This window comes from Lachnoclostridium sp. An14, assembly GCF_002160755.1.
Classification (GTDB): Bacteria; Bacillota; Clostridia; order Lachnospirales; family Lachnospiraceae; genus Lachnoclostridium_A.
In genome coordinates, this window is record NZ_NFLE01000029.1 from 1 (window position 1) to 16,039 (window position 16,039).

General features: G+C 51.9%; 15 protein-coding genes and 1 pseudogene. 11 read left to right on the top strand and 5 right to left on the bottom strand.

The window, feature by feature from the left end; all coding sequences use genetic code 11:
* Positions 1–211: 211 nt before the first annotated feature.
* A complete protein-coding gene (locus B5E84_RS21235; RefSeq protein ID WP_275533081.1) occupies positions 212–337 on the bottom strand; it encodes a hypothetical protein in 126 nt (41 codons plus the stop codon).
* Positions 338–513: 176 nt separating this feature from the next.
* Between B5E84_RS21235 and B5E84_RS14660 the strand changes: the two genes are divergently transcribed.
* The gene (locus tag B5E84_RS14660; RefSeq protein ID WP_087224060.1) at positions 514–936 is read left to right on the top strand and encodes a hypothetical protein; all 423 of its coding nucleotides are present in this window, start codon (positions 514–516) and stop codon (positions 934–936) included.
* Between the two features lie 416 nt (positions 937–1,352).
* Here the strand turns inward: B5E84_RS14660 and B5E84_RS14665 are convergent, their stop codons facing one another.
* Positions 1,353–1,553, bottom strand: a complete 201-nt coding sequence (locus B5E84_RS14665; RefSeq protein WP_087224062.1) for a helix-turn-helix domain-containing protein — start codon at positions 1,551–1,553, stop codon at positions 1,353–1,355.
* 137 nt (positions 1,554–1,690) lie between these two features.
* On the opposite strand from B5E84_RS14665, the gene B5E84_RS14670 reads away from it, so the two are divergent.
* The 9 genes and pseudogenes from B5E84_RS14670 (at position 1,691) to B5E84_RS14705 (ending at position 9,524) form a co-directional block, all read left to right on the top strand.
* Positions 1,691–2,326, top strand: coding sequence for a LexA family protein (locus tag B5E84_RS14670; protein ID WP_087224064.1), 636 nt, complete (start codon positions 1,691–1,693; stop codon positions 2,324–2,326).
* A 16-nt stretch (positions 2,327–2,342) separates the two neighbouring features.
* Positions 2,343–2,660: a hypothetical protein gene (locus tag B5E84_RS14675; RefSeq protein ID WP_087224066.1), complete on the top strand. Its 318-nt coding sequence runs from the start codon at positions 2,343–2,345 to the stop codon at positions 2,658–2,660.
* 59 nt (positions 2,661–2,719) lie between these two features.
* Positions 2,720–3,913 (top strand): hypothetical protein, encoded by a 1,194-nt coding sequence (locus B5E84_RS14680; RefSeq protein ID WP_087224068.1) that lies wholly within the window; start codon positions 2,720–2,722, stop codon positions 3,911–3,913.
* A 198-nt stretch (positions 3,914–4,111) separates the two neighbouring features.
* Positions 4,112–5,500, top strand: coding sequence for a recombinase family protein (locus B5E84_RS14685; protein ID WP_087224070.1), 1,389 nt, complete (start codon positions 4,112–4,114; stop codon positions 5,498–5,500).
* A gap of 33 nt (positions 5,501–5,533) precedes the next feature.
* A pseudogene (locus tag B5E84_RS21100) lies at positions 5,534–6,553 on the top strand (FeoB small GTPase domain-containing protein); the annotation flags it as partial.
* Between the two features lie 3 nt (positions 6,554–6,556).
* Positions 6,557–7,306, top strand: coding sequence for a nucleoside recognition domain-containing protein (locus tag B5E84_RS21105; RefSeq protein ID WP_442911400.1), 750 nt, complete (start codon positions 6,557–6,559; stop codon positions 7,304–7,306).
* Between the two features lie 172 nt (positions 7,307–7,478).
* Entirely contained in the window at positions 7,479–8,729 is a 1,251-nt protein-coding gene (locus B5E84_RS14695; protein ID WP_087224072.1) for an alkyl/aryl-sulfatase, read from the top strand.
* Between the two features lie 171 nt (positions 8,730–8,900).
* On the top strand, positions 8,901–9,083 hold the full coding sequence (locus B5E84_RS14700) for a type II toxin-antitoxin system HicA family toxin (RefSeq protein WP_087224074.1): 183 nt from the start codon (positions 8,901–8,903) through the stop codon (positions 9,081–9,083).
* A 39-nt stretch (positions 9,084–9,122) separates the two neighbouring features.
* On the top strand, positions 9,123–9,524 hold the full coding sequence (locus B5E84_RS14705; RefSeq protein WP_087224075.1) for a type II toxin-antitoxin system HicB family antitoxin: 402 nt from the start codon (positions 9,123–9,125) through the stop codon (positions 9,522–9,524).
* 90 nt (positions 9,525–9,614) lie between these two features.
* Here the strand turns inward: B5E84_RS14705 and licT are convergent, their stop codons facing one another.
* The 3 genes from licT to B5E84_RS14720 all read right to left on the bottom strand — a co-directional run bounded on the left by licT (position 9,615) and on the right by B5E84_RS14720 (position 13,986).
* Entirely contained in the window at positions 9,615–10,460 is an 846-nt protein-coding gene (licT, locus tag B5E84_RS14710; protein WP_087224077.1) for a BglG family transcription antiterminator LicT, read from the bottom strand.
* A 37-nt stretch (positions 10,461–10,497) separates the two neighbouring features.
* Entirely contained in the window at positions 10,498–11,925 is a 1,428-nt protein-coding gene (locus tag B5E84_RS14715) for a 6-phospho-beta-glucosidase (protein WP_087224079.1), read from the bottom strand.
* A gap of 87 nt (positions 11,926–12,012) precedes the next feature.
* The gene (locus tag B5E84_RS14720; RefSeq protein WP_087224081.1) at positions 12,013–13,986 is read right to left on the bottom strand and encodes a beta-glucoside-specific PTS transporter subunit IIABC; all 1,974 of its coding nucleotides are present in this window, start codon (positions 13,984–13,986) and stop codon (positions 12,013–12,015) included.
* 575 nt (positions 13,987–14,561) lie between these two features.
* Here B5E84_RS14720 and B5E84_RS14730 point away from each other — a divergent pair.
* On the top strand, positions 14,562–15,974 hold the full coding sequence (locus B5E84_RS14730; protein WP_087224085.1) for a 6-phospho-beta-glucosidase: 1,413 nt from the start codon (positions 14,562–14,564) through the stop codon (positions 15,972–15,974).
* The last annotated feature ends 65 nt before the right edge of the window (positions 15,975–16,039 follow it).

The following is a 16,039-nucleotide window of genomic DNA, read 5'->3' on the forward strand; positions in this document are numbered from 1 at the left end:
CACACCGACACGTTGGCCAGCACATAGGCCAGCGCCATAGCTGTTATCACGAACATCCAGAACAGCACCGCCCGATCCCGCTCCAGCCGCTCCACTTTACCCTGGAGCTTGTCCATGTGACGAGCCATCATTTCCCACTCGGATCGGATAACCGGCGGTTTCTTCTCATCCATACGATCGCCTCCTCCCTGCTTGTCCTTTCTGGCCGCCATCAGGCGGACCGTTCTTCTTCCTTTCTCCGGATCTCTTTGACCTGGATTTCGACATTTTCACGATTGCCAATAATTTTCGCGATTGCCTCAAACGCCTTTCTTATATCCAGTTTATTTTCTTCCATGAACCTCTCCCCTTTCTCTCTCTATGGCAATGTATGCAGCACGGTTTGTACCATTTGACCCTCATTTTCAACCAGTGTACTGTGTTCTCATCCTCCTATCTGGCTAGCTTTTCTCGTTCTTATGTGGTATACTTCATCCAAAAGCATTTATCACTTCTATACCAAGGAGGTTTCTCATGCGTCCCATTCCTAATGATCTTGATTGGAGTGCAACAGCTGCTTGGATTGCCTTAGCCATTTCCATTACCGGCACCATTGCAGGCCCCATCATAACAACCATTCTTACCAACCGCCATCAGCTCAAACTCAGGAAATTAGATATTCAAGAAAAAGCCGTTTTGGCAAAAATATCTACCATTCAGAAATGTATCTCCAATATCGGAGCTTGCCTGGCTGATGAAAGCACTGACTCTTTGAGATCTTTCGGAGAGCACTTTCATGTTGTGTATTCTTATGTATCATCAGAACACTGGGCCCTTTTAGACGATTTCTACCAATTAATCACAAACAATAATTATGACGCAGCCAAAAAACTACAGCCTGATGTTATCCATTTGCTAACCGGGTTATTAAAAGAAGAACTGCCAAAACATCCATAAACAGAATCCATCCGATTTGAAACTTCCATATTGGAAGTTTCATTTTCTTTGCAATCCAAAGACAAATTACTGAAAGCAGCATGACAATGATAAAGCATACAATGTTTGTCCTGTCCGTCACTGTCAACTCGTAAATCCACCACTCTCTCACGTTTTTACCATCCTTTCTCTTGCCATAGTTTCAGTTGATTGTTATTACCATTTAGGCATCTTATTAAGTCTGTCAGCAATTTCAACCATCACATATGATATGTTGATTAATTCAGTATTTGTTGCGAGTTTAGATACCTTTTCCAATAAGTACGCCTGTCTAAGGAGTATCTCCCTCATTTGTCGGATTTCGGTTCTAGGGAGTTCACTCAAAGTCTCTCACTCTCCTTTCTTTGTATTTTTTATTATGTTGGTATCTTTTAAAGTTACTCTTTTGCAAAAAAAATATCTAGTGGATCTTCAATATGAAGCTCATCAATCATAATCTCAATTTCATCGCTGCCAAATACGCCATTTTTCATTTTTTCATAAAATGTTTTTGGCGTAATACCAATTTTCTTTGCAACATCCGATTGAGACAGACCATTTTTTGCAATGATTCCACGCAGCTCATCCGTCCGAATCAAGTTAGGCTCCTCCTTTCAGTAACTTTTTAAGTTACATTTATCATATCACATTTTTGTAACTTGTCAAGATATTTTTTATTGATTTTATAACATTTTTGTGTTACTATTAAGTTACCAGTTAAAAGGAGGGGCTATTAATGACAGTAGGCGAACGGATCAAATTATTGCGTGATCAACTGGGCATGAGTCAAGTTGACTTTGCTGATAAAATCAATGTCTCAAAACAAACGCTCTATAAATACGAAAATAATATCATAACCAACATACCTTCTGATAAAATTGAGGCTGCCGCTAAAATTGGAAACGTCTCCCCTTCCTATCTCATGGGTTGGGACAATAACGTCATTCCTATACCTGGAGGAACTAAACACAAAAAAGCCGGAGTATCCATTCCCGTTTTAGGCCGCGTTGCCGCGGGACTCCCCATTGAAGCTATTGAAGATATAATAGACACCGAGGAAATCTCCGAGGAAATGGCCGCCACCGGCAATTTTTTCGGACTGAAAATCCACGGAGATTCCATGGAGCCCCGGATCAGTAGCGGAGATGTCGTGATCGTCCGCCAGCAAGATGATGCGGAGTCCGGTGACATTGTGATCGCCACCGTCAACGGAACGGACGCCACCTGCAAACGCCTGCGAAAATACAGAGACGGCATTGAGCTCATATCAAACAACCCCGCATACAAGCCTATGTTCTTCAGTAATGAAGAAATCATAGAAATACCGGTCCGTATACTCGGACGTGTCGTAGAGCTAAGAGGAAAATTTTGAATGAAGGAGGTCACTTATGAAGTACAAAGAATTTCTGGAGTACATGGAGCAGAACCTGGACAGCTACCACACCTTCATGGCCAAAGCATTGCAATACCAGCGTTCCCGGAACGCCCGCCGGCCGGCAAAAAGCCGCTGGAAAGATGAAAAAATAGAGAAAGCCTCTTATGAAATGTGGAAAGCCTCCATGGAGCCACTGTACAATAATATCCGAAATGAAGTAAAATCTGACTTTCCTGCTGCCTGGACAGCATTCATAGATAAAAACAATATTATGGAGATTGTAAACGACGGTATCCGAGAAATGGACTTTTCCGAAGATGCTATAGCATAGAAGATTCCTAACACTCTTTGATTTACGTACGAAGATACAATCTATATAGAGGTGAAAATGTGAGTATCAAAGGAAATTCCCAAGAGCTTTTCATACAAAAAAAGGGCATTATGATTCGCGACTGGAATTATAATCAACGGACTATCCCCTATGAAAAAATCAATAAAATAGAATATTGCTATCCCTCCGGAATTGAAGGTGGGTGGATGAACTTTATGGGAGATCAAGTGGGGAAAATAAGATTTTCTTTTTCCAAAAAATCAAGAGATTCCATCGAAAGGGCAATTTCTTATATAAACCACAATGCACCGGATATTGTAACGATCGCGAAAACACCAAAAGATTATAAAATTTATTATCGCAAATGGTTTATTTTGATAAGCACTATAGTATGTGCTCCAGTAGGAATCTTTCTTCTTTGGAAATCACCACTCCAGAGAAAATTTTTCCAATGTAGCCTTACCGCTTTCGCAATAGCCGTTATTGCCTGTAATCTCTTTTTTCTCTATCCTAAGACCCTTGATACTCATAATCTTCCTATTGAAGAAACTTTTAATACATTACCTTCATCAGAAGATAATAACGTCGAAACTGAACCATCCAGGACTTCTTTTAGTGATACCTTAACAGCAGGGCATTATACTGTAGGCGTTGATATTCCTTCTGGAACATATAAGTTTTTTGCAAAGTCTGGTCTGGGAAATTTAATGTCGCAGTCTCTGGCGGTAAATGAAATTTTGGATTCCGGTACAACTGCCGGGAATATTATATCATCTGCAACTACCGATGAATTATCAAATATATTATTACTGGACGGCGATATATTGACCATTACCGGAACACTGGAAGTTTCTGCTGGATGTGATAACGCTGGAGAGCTAACCCCTAGAGACCAGAGCCTAAACGAGGTAGAACTGGAATATGGTATCTATACCGCAGGTGATGATTTTCCGGCCGGAACCTATGATCTAGTATGGATAGAAGGAACAGGCAATGTTCAGACAGATCCTTATGACATAAATTTGGGAATCAATGAAATTTTTGGAGAAAAATTGGGAAATGAAGGATCTTATACCGATACCTTAAATCAATCTCTATATGATGAAGATGGAGAAAATTACTTTGACTTTTCTGAAGAATATAATGAGATAAACGAAGTTACTTTTATAACCGGTTTTAAAAACGTCACATTCTCAGAAGGTGATTTATTAAAAATCAACGATATAAAGATAAAATTGATTCCTAGCTCCTAAGTTGGAGTATATTTTTCTATATATGTAAAAGCCGGCCCCTGCGCCAACAGGAACCGGCCTTCACATAGATTTTCTCTTACCGGATCGCTCCAGCAGATATTTTGTCTAGCAAACAAATTATATCATCCCTGGAGCGCCCCGGTCAAGGGGCGTATTTTTTGTACCCAAAAATCGTACAATTCACAAGGAGATGATTTCATGGCAAACACCAACACCAAACTGCAACGCGTGGCCATCTACATCCGCGTTTCATCGGATGAGCAGGCCGAAAAGGGCGATTCCATCCGGGATCAGCGCGAACGCTGCGCACGCTACATTGATGAGCATAAAGACATGATACTGCAAGACATCTATATTGATGATGGGATCTCCGGCCAAAAACTGGATCGGGAAGATTTTGGTCGCCTGCTGCTGGCCGTCCAGAACGGGGAAATCGACATCATCATATTCACGAAACTGGATCGCTGGTTCCGGAGCTTGCGGCACTATCTCAACACCCAGGCCATCCTGGAGAAAGCCGGCGTAAGCTGGACCGCCATTGATCAGCCCTATTTTGACACCTCCACCCCTTACGGCCGGGCCTTTGTGGCGCAGTCCATGACCTGGGCGGAGCTTGAGGCCCAAAACGGAGGACTGAGGATCAAGGACGTATTCAAAACAAAAGTCGCCCACGGGGAGGCCATCACCGGAAAAGTCCCCCGCGGGTATCGCATAGAAAATAAGCACCTCGTTCTATCAGACGAGGCGCCGGCCATATATGACGCAGTGCAATATTTTTGCAAAACGCAGTCCATGGGAAAAACGCTGATGTACCTCCGGGATGTGCATGGAATGGTTATGACGCTGAATAATTTGCGGGAAAGCATCCTGCTGAACGAAAAGCTCACAGGCCGGTACCGCGATAACCCCAACTACTGCCCCCGCATCATATCCGATGAAATGTGGGATACCGTACAGTCAATATTCGACAGAAACCAAACCTGTCGGAGCAGTCAGCGCTATCCTTATATCTTCTCAGGGCTGCTCATATGCAAGGAGTGTGGACACCGCCTGACATCCACACAGATCAACTGTACCCGACATCAGAAAAACGGCGTTACTCGCCGATACCGGTATCCAGCTTATGCCTGCAAATGGTACAAACAGCGGCTGTGCACCAACAGCAGGGAATTCCGGGAATCGCATATTGAGGCATATCTCCTTGAACACATTGAGGAGGAGCTGAGCGCGTACAGCGTCGAATACTACGCAAAAGAGCGTGCTGTCATCAACAAAAGCAATCAGCGCCAGACGGTACAAAAGAAACTGGATCGGCTCAAGGATCTGTATCTGAACGAGATCATCAGCCTGGACGAATACAAAAGAGACAGGGCACAATTAAGTGAGCAGTTAAGCAATATCCCCGCGGTGCCGCAGAAACGCGCCGATCCGGCCCAATATCTGCAGCTCCTGTCCGGAAATTTCAAAGACATATACGCCGGAATGACCAATGAAGAAAAGCGCACATTCTGGAGATCCATCATACACTCAATAAAAGTTCCGCCCATAGGGACTCCTATCACTGATTTTGAAATCACATTTCTTTGATTTTTGTGCCCCCTCTAACTTCGCCAGCATACCGGAAATTGGGCCGGAGTTACCGTTTCCACCGCCAGGGGGACCTTTGAGGCCGGCGGCCGGGAGTACCTTCTGGTGGATCTGCCGGGGACCTACTCCCTCCAGGCCCGCTCCCAGGAGGAGGTGGTGGCCAGGGATTTCCTCTGTTCCGGGCTGGCCAAAATGACCGTGGTAGTCTGCGACGCCACCTGCCTGGAGCGGGGGCTACACCTGTTAAAACAGCTCCTCGCCCTGGAGCAGGTGAAGGATTCCGGGATGCCGGTGATCCTCTGCGTCAACCTCTGCGACGAGGCGGCAAAAAAAGGGATTGAGATTGATTTTTCCCTGCTGCGGGATGTGCTGCAGATCCCCGTGGCGGCTACCTGCGCCCGGTGCCAGGAACATCTGACAGAGCTGAAACAGATGATCCGGGAGGCCGACGGGGAGCGTTTCCCCTACGACTGCCTGGACTTTTCCCCGAAACAGCTGGCGAAGGAGGCCGTTCTCTACACCAATGACCACTACCGCAGGCGGGAGGAAATCCTGGACCGCCTGGCCACCGGGCGGGTCAGCGGGGCCCTTATCATGCTGGCCCTGCTCTTTGGTGTGTTCTGGCTGTCCATGGCCGGAGCCAACTATCCTTCCGCCCTGCTCTGGAACCTGCTGTTTGCCGCCGAGGACGGCCTGGCCGCCGGACTGCGGTTTCTGGGAGCGCCGTCCTGGGCGGTGGACTGCCTGGTGTACGGGGTTTACCGGGTGCTGGCCTGGGTGGTGTCAGTGATGCTGCCTCCCATGGCCATCTTTTTCCCGCTGTTTACCCTGCTGGAGGACTTTGGCTACCTGCCCCGGGTGGCCTTCAACATGGACCGGGCATTCCAGAAATGCCGCGCCTGCGGAAAACAGTGCCTGACCATGGCCATGGGCCTGGGCTGCAACGCGGCGGGGGTGGTGGGCTGCCGCATTATCGACTCCCCCAGGGAGCGGCTCATCGCCATTCTCACCAACGCCTTCGTCCCCTGCAACGGGCGTCTGCCCACCCTGTTCACCATGATCTCCCTCTTTTTCCTCCTGTCGGGGGCTGCCGGTTCCTCTCTGGCCTCCGCCGCCATGCTTACGGCGGTGATCCTGGCGGGGGTATTTATGACTCTGGGAGTGTCCTGGCTGCTGTCCCATACCCTGCTGCGGGGCATTCCCTCCGCCTTCACCCTGGAGCTGCCGCCCTACCGCCGCCCCCAGCTGGGAAAGGTGCTGGTGCGCTCCATTCTGGACCGGACCCTGTTTGTGCTGGGTCGGGCGGCGGCTGTGGCGGCTCCGGCGGGGCTTGTGATCTGGATTCTGGCAAACGTCTCCTGGGGCGGCCCCTCCGCCGGATGGTTTCGCGCCGTCTCCCCTCAGGCTCCCAGCCTGCTCTCCCTGTTTACCGGATTTCTGGATCCCCTGGGACGTCTCATGGGGCTGGACGGAGTGATTCTGGCCGCCTTTATCCTGGGATTTCCCGCCAACGAGATCGTTCTCCCCATCATTCTCATGGCCTACCTTCAGACAGGGACTTTGGTGGAAATGGAGAGCGTGTCCGGGCTGTTCACCCTCTTTCAAGCTCACGGCTGGACGGCGGCTACGCCCCTGTGTCTGATGATATTCTGCCTGTTTCACTGGCCCTGTTCCACCACCTGCCTCACCATCCGCAAGGAGACGGGCAGCCTCAAATGGACGGCGGCAGCCATACTCCTCCCCACCGCCGTGGGAGCGGCGTTATGTATGGCGGTAAACGGCCTGGCCGGGCTGATGATGCCCTAGGCCCTGGGTACCTTTTTGTGCCTACTTTACAGCCGTCCCCATTTCCCCTAAAATAATGACAAAGGGGTCAAAAGGCCAAAAATCCTCCCGCGGGCAGATTTCCGCCGGATTTGCGGCCTTTTGATCCTGGTATTCTAAAAACATGAGACAAGGTTCAGTAGGTACAGAGATTATGACAGGGGAAGATCGTTTAAAACGTCACGCAGAAACCGCTTATCCATACCAGGTCGTCAAAGCCGGGGAACGCGTCCGCTGCGTGGTAGGCTTAGGCCACAGCAATTCCATCGCCATCGAAGGGGACACCTCCCTCATCCTGGTGGACTGCTTAGACTCCGACGAGCGGGGGAAACGGCTGAAGGCCCTGCTCTGGGAGCAGACGGGGAAACCGGTGAAAACCATCATTTACACCCACGGCCATCCCGACCACCGGGGCGGCTCCGGGGCGTTTCGGGACACGGCGGAGGAGATCATCATGAGTTCTCCCAGAAAGCCGGTGCTGAAATACTATGAAAAGCTGAATGACGTACTGGGGAAACGGACGGTGCGCCAGTTTGGCTACCAGCTCACTGACGAGGAGTGCATCACCCAGGGCATCGGCATCCGGGAAGGCCACGCTGTGGGGGACGGGGTTTACGATTTCCTGCCGCCTACCACCCTGTTCACCGCCGAGCAAGAGGAGCGGATCATCGACGGCGTCCGCTTACAGCTGGTATCCGCCCCAGGTGAGACCGACGATCAGCTTTTTGTGTACCTTCCCGACGAGGGCGTGCTCTGCTGCGGCGACAATTACTACGGCTGCTGGCCCAACCTCTACGCCATCCGCGGCAGCCAGTACCGGGACATTGCCGCCTGGGTGGATTCCCTGGAGCGGATTCTCTCCTACCGCCCGAAGGTGCTGCTGCCGGGCCACACCCTGCCCATTTTCGGCGAGGAGGAAATCCAGACGGTGCTGGGAAATTTCCGGGGGGCGATCCAGTCCATCCTTTTGCAGACCTTAGACTGCATGAACCGGGGCATGGATATGCTGGAGGCCGCCGAAGAAGTAAAACTTCCGGAGGAATACCGGGATCTCCCCTATCTCCAGGAATTTTACGGCACCGTCAGCTGGACGGTGAAAGGCATCTACGCCGGATATGTGGGCTGGTTTGACGGGAATCCCGTCCACCTGGATCCCGTGCCGCGCCGCCGCTATGCCGGGGAGGTGCTGGGGCTGATTGGAAATGTGGAGACGGTGAAAGCCCGCGTCCGGGAGCTTTTCGACGCCGGGGATTATCAGATGGGCTTAGAGCTGTGCGAGCTTTTGGAAAATGGGGGCCATCCGGTGAAGGAGCTGAAAAAAGAGGGGCTCCTCGCCATCGCAAAGACTGTCACCAGCGCCAACGCCAGGCATTATTATCTGGCCTGCGGGAAAGAGCTGGAGTGAGAAACCTCTGTAGAACAAACGGTCAGATCCTTGGGGTATCATAAAGAATGGATCGAATAGAGGCTGAAATCGTTCAGAAGATCACGCAGTTATTTATGCGCATTATGTGTATTTTCCCTTGATATTTATGTGTATAGTGTGTATAATATAGAGTATAAGGAGGTACAGAAGATGCGGGCGAGAGAATTAGAAAAAATTCTTTTCGAGGATGGCTGGTATGTCAAGAATCAGAAAGGTTCTCACCGCCAGTACAAGCACCCCAACAAGCCCGGAAAGGTCACCATACCATTCCACAACGGCGATGTTGATAAACGGACCGCTGATTCAATCCTTAAACAAGCGGGGCTGAAATAGCCCCCGCCTCCTTACAAATCATATTTCGGAGGTGAAATTATGAAACTGATTTACCCGGCGATTTTTATGCCCTGTGAAGAACTGACCGGTTATACAGTAGAATTTCCAGATCTTCCCGGCTGCGTCACGGAGGGACGCAGTCTGATCGAGGCTATGGATATGGCGGCCGATGCAGCCAGCGGCTGGATTCTGGACGAGATGGAAGATGGAAATGATTATCCCGGAGCCAGCGACGTCCGCACAATTACCTGCCCGCCTGGCGGTTTTGTATCATTGATCCTGTTAGATATGGATTCATACGCTGAAAAGTATGGTTCCAAAACCATCCGCAAAAATATCACCATTCCGGCATGGTTAAATACCTATGGAGAAAAGAAAGGGATTAACTTTTCCAAAGTTTTGCAGGACGCCCTGGTAGCTGCCGCCCAATCTGAACCATAACAAAAGCAATTCCAAAAATGATCCGGTAAAGCGCACATAGAAAGAAGGAGGCGCCGCCTCCTTCTTTCTGTATTTCACTCTCTGACTTCCCTATTCCACCCGTTTCGACGTAGCCTGCAGCCGCTGGATATGGACCGTCAGGTAGATGGTTTCCTCCTCGGACACCCGGTAGGGGGTGGTCCGCTGGATGTAGGCCGCCACCTTGCTGGCGCAGTCGTAGGACTCCAGGTACTGGGAGCGAATCATGTCCATCAGGCTCTTGTCCCAGATCTTCGACTCGTTGTCGTGGATGGCCCGCTGGATGAAGAATTTTAAGTGGGTCACAAACCGCTCGTAGTCCAGGGACTCCTCGTCGATCACGATGTGAAAATGGTAGGTGATAATGTTGAGCACGTCCTGGATGATTCTGGTCATGATTTTGGACAGTTCCATGTTCAGATCCAGTTCGGAGTTTAAGATGTGCATGGCGATAAAGCCAGCCTCATCCGCAGGCATCTCCAGGCCGGTGTACCGCTTGATGATGGCGATGGCCTCCATCCCGATCCGGTACTCGTGGTTGTAATAGTGCTTGATCTCCCACAGCATGGAATTGCTTAAGGCCACGCCCTGGCGGATCCGCTGGATGGCAAAATTCAGATGATCCATCAGCGCGATGTAGACATTTTCGTTCAGCTCCTTGTTTAAGGAGAGCTGGGCATAGTCAATGATCTCGTTAGTCATGTGCATATACTCGTAGGGGATTTCCTCCGCCAGCCGCTTAAAATTCCTCACCCACTTCTCATCAAAGCGGGCAAAGGTCTTCTCCACCGATGCCGGATCCACTTCCTCTCCCAGTTTCTTCCGAAACCCGATCCCGTTTCCCATGAGCACCAGCTCATGGTTCTGGTCGTCTACCGCCGCTATTACATTGTTGTTGATCACACGGGTTATTTTCATTCTCGTCCCTTCCGTGACCCCGGAAAACCGGTCCCCGTCACAGTTTCTCTCCGTTGGAAGCGATCACGTTCTTGTACCACTCAAAAGATGCCTTTCTGCTCCGCTTCAGAGTGCCTTTCCCTTCATTGTCCTTGTCTACGTAAATAAATCCGTACCGTTTTTTCATCTCGCCGGTGCTGGCGCTCACCAGATCAATGCAGCCCCAGGGGGTGTATCCCATGAGCGGCACGCCGTCGATCTCCACCGCGTCTCCCATGGCCTTGATGTGCTCCCGCAGATAGTCGATGCGGTACTGGTCATCCACAAAGCCGTTCTCGTCCGGCGTGTCCACGGCGCCCAGGCCGTTCTCCACGATGAAAAGCGGTTTCTGGTAGCGGTCGTAGAGCACGTTCATGGTGATGCGAAGGCCCAGGGGGTCGATCTGCCAGCCCCACTCCGACGCCTTCAGATAGGGGTTTTTCACGCTGGGGAACACATTTCCCGCCGTCTTTCCGTACCGCTCCGGCTCCGCGCTGGCCACCCGGGAGGAATAGTAGGAGAAGGAAATGAAGTCCACGGTGTTCTCCCGCAGCACCTTCTCGTCCTCCGCCGTGATGCCGATGTCGTAGCCCTCCCGCTCAAAGAGTTTCAGGGCGTACTCCGGATAATAGCCTCTGGACTGCACGTCGATGAAGAAGAAGTTGTCCCGGTTCAGTTTCAGGGCCTCAAACTCGTCCTCCGGACTGCAGCTGTAGGGATAATACTGACCAGCCGCCAGCATACAGCCCACCTTGTTCTCCGGGTCGATCTCGTGGGCCAGTTTCGTCACCATGGCAGAGGCCACCAGCTCGTGGTGGGCAGCCTGGTACTTCACCTGCTCTCCGTTCTCTCCCTCGTCGATGAGCACACCTGCCGCCATAAAGGGCATATGGAGAATCATGTTGATCTCGTTGAAGGTGAGCCAGTATTTTACTTTTCCTTTGTATCTGGTAAATAAGGTGTTGCAGTATTTCACGTAGCAGTCGATCATCTCCCGGCTTTTCCAGGATCCGAACTTCTTCGTGCAGGCCACCGGAGCGTCGAAATGGACGATGGTCACCAGGGGCTCGATGCCGTATTTATGGCACTCGTCAAACACATTCTCATAGAATTTCAGGCCTGCCTCGTTTGGCTCCTCGTCAAAGCCGTTGGGATAAATGCGGCTCCAGGCAATGCTTAAGCGGAAACACTTAAAGCCCATCTCCGCGAACAGGGCAATATCCTCTTTATAATGATGGTAAAAATCAATGGCCTCGTGACCGGGATAAAAATATCCCTCCTCACACTCCAGCATTCTTCTGACGCCGTTCATCACCGGACGGCGGTCCGGTCCGTGGGGGATCAGATCCACGTTTGCCAGGCCTCTGCCGTCCACGTTATACGCGCCCTCGCACTGATTGGCGGCTGTCGCTCCGCCCCAAAGAAAACCTTCCGGAAAACGTCCCATAAATGTTACCTCCTTATTATTTTTCCTTTTAAGCGCGGCGGGCCAGAATCAGATCGGTCTGACCCTGGCTGCCGCAGTTTCTTCCTATTATATAATGGAGATCAGCATTTCTCCTGCTTTTACGTCTTTATCGGTTTCGCCGGAGATGTCTACGAAATCATCGGCGTTGGTGACTAACACCGGTGTAGTTATATCATAGCCTGCGTCCATGATCTTGTCCATATCAAATTCTACCAGAAGGTCGCCGGCCTTTACCTTAGCGCCGGTCTCTACCTTGCGGGTGAAATATTTTCCGTCCAGCTTTACCGTGTCCATACCGATGTGGATCAGGATCTCCGCCCGATTGTCGCCGGTGATGCCGACTGCGTGGCCGGTGGGGAACATGGTGGAAACCTCGCCGTCACAGGGAGCGTACACCTTGCCCTCCGTGGGAACGATGGCTACGCCTTTGCCCAGCACGCCGGAGGAGAACGCCTCGTCCTTCACCTGGGAAAGAGGGATCACATGGCCGCTTACGGGAGCGGAAATGGTGCCTTCCTCGCCGGCAATCTCTTTTTTGTCAATGGCCTGAGCCACCGGCTCCGCCTTTTTCTCCGCTGCGGGAGCGTCTTCCTTGTAGAGGATCATGGTGGCGATAAACGCCACAGCCATGGTCAGCACAACCACAATGGCGATCATGCGCACATCATACAGCACATCCGTAATGCCCAGAGCCTCGATGGACTCCTGAGGCGGGATAAAGCAGGGGAATCCAAATACGCCCAGTCCGCCAGCGATGTACTTGGAGAGGCCAAAGGCGCCTACTAAAGCTCCGCCGAAAGCCGCTGCTCCACAGGAGATGTAGAACGGTTTCTTCTTCGGAAGGGTGATACCGTAGATCGCCGGCTCCGTAACGCCGCAGATACCGGAGATCACTGCCGGGAGCGCCAGGCTCTTAAGCTTTTTGTCCTTGGTCTTGATGAACATGGCAGCCACAACCGCCGTCTGGGAGAAGGATGCCACAAAGTTGGGAACCAGGAACCGGTCATACTTTAAGGTAGCGTAGTTGTTGTACATAACGGGAATCAGGCCCCAGTGCAGTCCGAAGATTACCAGGATCTGCCATACAAATGCTACTAATGCGCCGGCGATAATCGGATTGATTCCGTAAATCACCTGGCACAGCATTCCGATGCCGTTTGCCAGCCATGCGGCCACCGGTCCGATCACCAGGAAGGAGAGAGGCACGGCCACCAGCAGGGTCAGGGTGGGAACGCCGAAGTTCTTTACCACGTCGGGAACGATCTTCTTCCAGAATTTCTCGATCTTTGCCGCGAACCACACCGAGAACACGATGGGCACTACGGAAGAACCGTATCCGGCCGCGGGCCAGATGATCGGGATTCCAAAGAAGGTCTCGTGAACCGCCGTCTCCAGGAAGGTTCCGGGGAACAGGGTGGTCACGATGGTCTCGCCGCTTGCGATAGCCGGGAATTTCACCTCCGCGTACAGGAAGGCTGCCGCGATGGCCATACCGGTAAACTGATCCAGCTTAAACTTCTTCGACGCGGACACCGCCAGCATCAGCGGCAGGAAGTAGAAGAATCCATCGCCGATGGAGTACAGCAGCATATAAGTTCCGCTGCTCTGGAAACTGGAGCCTAACAGGAACACCGCCAGGCCCAAAAGGCCCTTGATGATACCGGCCGCGCACAGCAGGGCCAGCACCGGGGTAAATACGCCGGACAGGGTGTCGATGAGCTTCGCGCCCACGTTCTGCTTCTTTCCCTCTCCGCCTTCCTCGCCGCCATCTCCGCCGACAGCCGCGTTAAAGTGGCCGATGTCGTTCACCGCCGCGAACACGTCGGGAACGTGGTTTCCGATCACCACCTGGTACTGACCGCCGCTCTGGATCACGGTCACCACTCCATCTGTCTGCTTTAAAATGTCTGTGTTCGCCTTGCTCTCGTCCTTCAGACGGAAACGAAGGCGGGTGATGCAGTGAGATAAACTGATCACGTTTCCTTTTCCCCCGACGTTCTGGATGATAATCCGCGCCAGGCCATCATACTTGCTTGCCATAAAATCCTCCTTTTCTGCTCTGCTCCCCCTGCCGCACCTTCCGGACGATCCGGCATCCGAACTCCGCGCCGCGCGCCGCGTATGAGTTTCGGAACGGAGCTTGTTTTTCAGGGCAACGATACCGGCGGCTGCGCCGGAATCCATCCTCCAGGCGGAACATAACTCCGCCGGAGGCCTTTGTGACACGGGAACGCAGGTCCCTGTGACACGAAAAAAAGACCTCAGAAATACAAACTAGCGCCCCCGCTCCCGCCGCCGTCACCGCCGGCCGGAATCCGGAACCTCCTTGCATATCTGGGTCTTGCCTACTGAAAGTAACAATCCACAAAAGTAATATGTGTGTTATTTAATTGCTGAACTCATTCTATACCATCCCTCTCCATTTTGCAAGAGTTTTTTGAAATTTGTCTATATTTTCCATTTTACGGAAAATTATTTGTGCACTCTGTCCAAGTTTTTTCGTATGGACATTTTCAGACAACTCTGCTATACTCGGGAATTGAAAATATTGTACGAATATCCGAACAAGAATTTTCCCGGGAATTCCGGAGAGAAATGAAAAGGAGGACGTTTTTATGGAGATGAGCAAAGATTTCCTGTGGGGCGGCGCGACGGCTGCCAATCAGTACGAGGGCGGCTACGCGGAAGGCGGCCGCGGCCTGTCCATCAATGACGTAGAGAAAGGAGCCCGCCACGGGGTACAGAGGGAAATCCACGATTCCATCCACCCGGATGCCTACTATCCCAGCCATGTGGCCACGGATTTCTACCACCACTACAAGGAGGACATCGCCCTCTTTGCGGAGATGGGCTTTAAGTGTTTCCGCTTAAGCATTTCCTGGAGCCGGATTTTCCCCAACGGAGATGAGGAGACCCCCAACGAGGAAGGGCTGAAATTCTACGACAATGTATTCGACGAGCTGGCCAAGTACGGCATTGAGCCTCTGGTGACCATCAACCACTATGAGATGCCCTTAGGCCTGGTGAAAAACTATGGAGCCTGGAGAAACCGGAAACTCATTGATTTCTTCCTGCGCTACTGCGAGGCCATTTTCACCCGCTACAAGGGAAAAGTGCGCTACTGGCTCACCCACAACGAGATCAACGCCCTCATGCTGGCCGCCCGTCCCTGGCACCAGGCCGGCATCATCTACGGGGAGGACGAGGATAAAAACCAGGTGATGCTAAACGCCGCCCACAACCAGCTGGTAGCCAGCGCCAAGGCTGTGGAGCTGGGCCACCGCATCGACCCGGCAAATAAGATCGGCTGTATGCTCCTCTACCCCTTATGCTACCCGGCCACCTGCCGTCCGAACGACCAGATCATGGCCATGAAGAAGATGAACCAGACCTACTACTTCGGCGACGTCCACTGCCGCGGCTACTACAGCAACGTCTGCACCGCCATGTGGAAGGAGCTGGGGGCAAAGCCGGACATCCAGCCGGGGGACGAGGAGGCGTTAAAGGCCGGCACCGTGGACTTCCTGGCCTTCAGCTACTACTTCTCCTCCATCGAGGGCGAGGTGACAGATCAGGTGATGGGAAATATCGCCGTCGGCGGCAAAAACCCCTATCTGGAGGCCACCGCCTGGGGCTGGCAGATTGATCCCGTGGGCCTGCGCACCTCTTTAAACTACCTCTACGACCGCTACCAGAAACCGCTTTTCATCGTGGAAAACGGCATGGGCGCCATTGACACCGTGGAGGAGGACGGCTCCATCAACGACGACTACCGCATCGACTACCTGGCAAAGCACATCCGGGCCATGATGGACGCGGTGGAGCTGGACGACGTGCCGGTGATGGGCTACACCCCCTGGGGCTGCATCGACCTGGTGAGCGCCGGAACCGGTGAGATGAGAAAGCGCTACGGCCTGATCTACGTGGACAAGGACGACGACGGAAACGGCACTTTAAACCGCAGCCGCAAAAAGAGCTTCGGCTGGTACAAGAACGTGATCGCCACCAACGGGGCCTGCCTGAAATAAGCCGGCAAGCCGGAAACCGGGATTTTAAAAAGGCTGCTGACGGCCCGCGCTCCCACCGGAGCGCG

What these genes read in the sequence shown, in the direction of transcription:
- B5E84_RS14660 (WP_087224060.1), top strand. Translation starts at nt 514, where the DNA reads ATGCGTCCCATTCCTAATGATCTTGATTGGAGTGCAACAGCTGCTTGG.
- B5E84_RS14675 (WP_087224066.1), top strand. Translation starts at nt 2,343, where the DNA reads ATGAAGTACAAAGAATTTCTGGAGTACATGGAGCAGAACCTGGACAGC.
- B5E84_RS21235 (WP_275533081.1), bottom strand. Translation starts at nt 337, where the DNA reads ATGGAAGAAAATAAACTGGATATAAGAAAGGCGTTTGAGGCAATCGCG.
- B5E84_RS21105 (WP_442911400.1), top strand. Translation starts at nt 6,557, where the DNA reads ATGATCTCCCTCTTTTTCCTCCTGTCGGGGGCTGCCGGTTCCTCTCTG.
- B5E84_RS14705 (WP_087224075.1), top strand. Translation starts at nt 9,123, where the DNA reads ATGAAACTGATTTACCCGGCGATTTTTATGCCCTGTGAAGAACTGACC.
- B5E84_RS14685 (WP_087224070.1), top strand. Translation starts at nt 4,112, where the DNA reads ATGGCAAACACCAACACCAAACTGCAACGCGTGGCCATCTACATCCGC.
- licT (WP_087224077.1), bottom strand. Translation starts at nt 10,460, where the DNA reads ATGAAAATAACCCGTGTGATCAACAACAATGTAATAGCGGCGGTAGAC.
- B5E84_RS14730 (WP_087224085.1), top strand. Translation starts at nt 14,562, where the DNA reads ATGGAGATGAGCAAAGATTTCCTGTGGGGCGGCGCGACGGCTGCCAAT.
- B5E84_RS14720 (WP_087224081.1), bottom strand. Translation starts at nt 13,986, where the DNA reads ATGGCAAGCAAGTATGATGGCCTGGCGCGGATTATCATCCAGAACGTC.
- B5E84_RS14715 (WP_087224079.1), bottom strand. Translation starts at nt 11,925, where the DNA reads ATGGGACGTTTTCCGGAAGGTTTTCTTTGGGGCGGAGCGACAGCCGCC.
- B5E84_RS14695 (WP_087224072.1), top strand. Translation starts at nt 7,479, where the DNA reads ATGACAGGGGAAGATCGTTTAAAACGTCACGCAGAAACCGCTTATCCA.
- B5E84_RS14670 (WP_087224064.1), top strand. Translation starts at nt 1,691, where the DNA reads ATGACAGTAGGCGAACGGATCAAATTATTGCGTGATCAACTGGGCATG.
- B5E84_RS14700 (WP_087224074.1), top strand. Translation starts at nt 8,901, where the DNA reads ATGCGGGCGAGAGAATTAGAAAAAATTCTTTTCGAGGATGGCTGGTAT.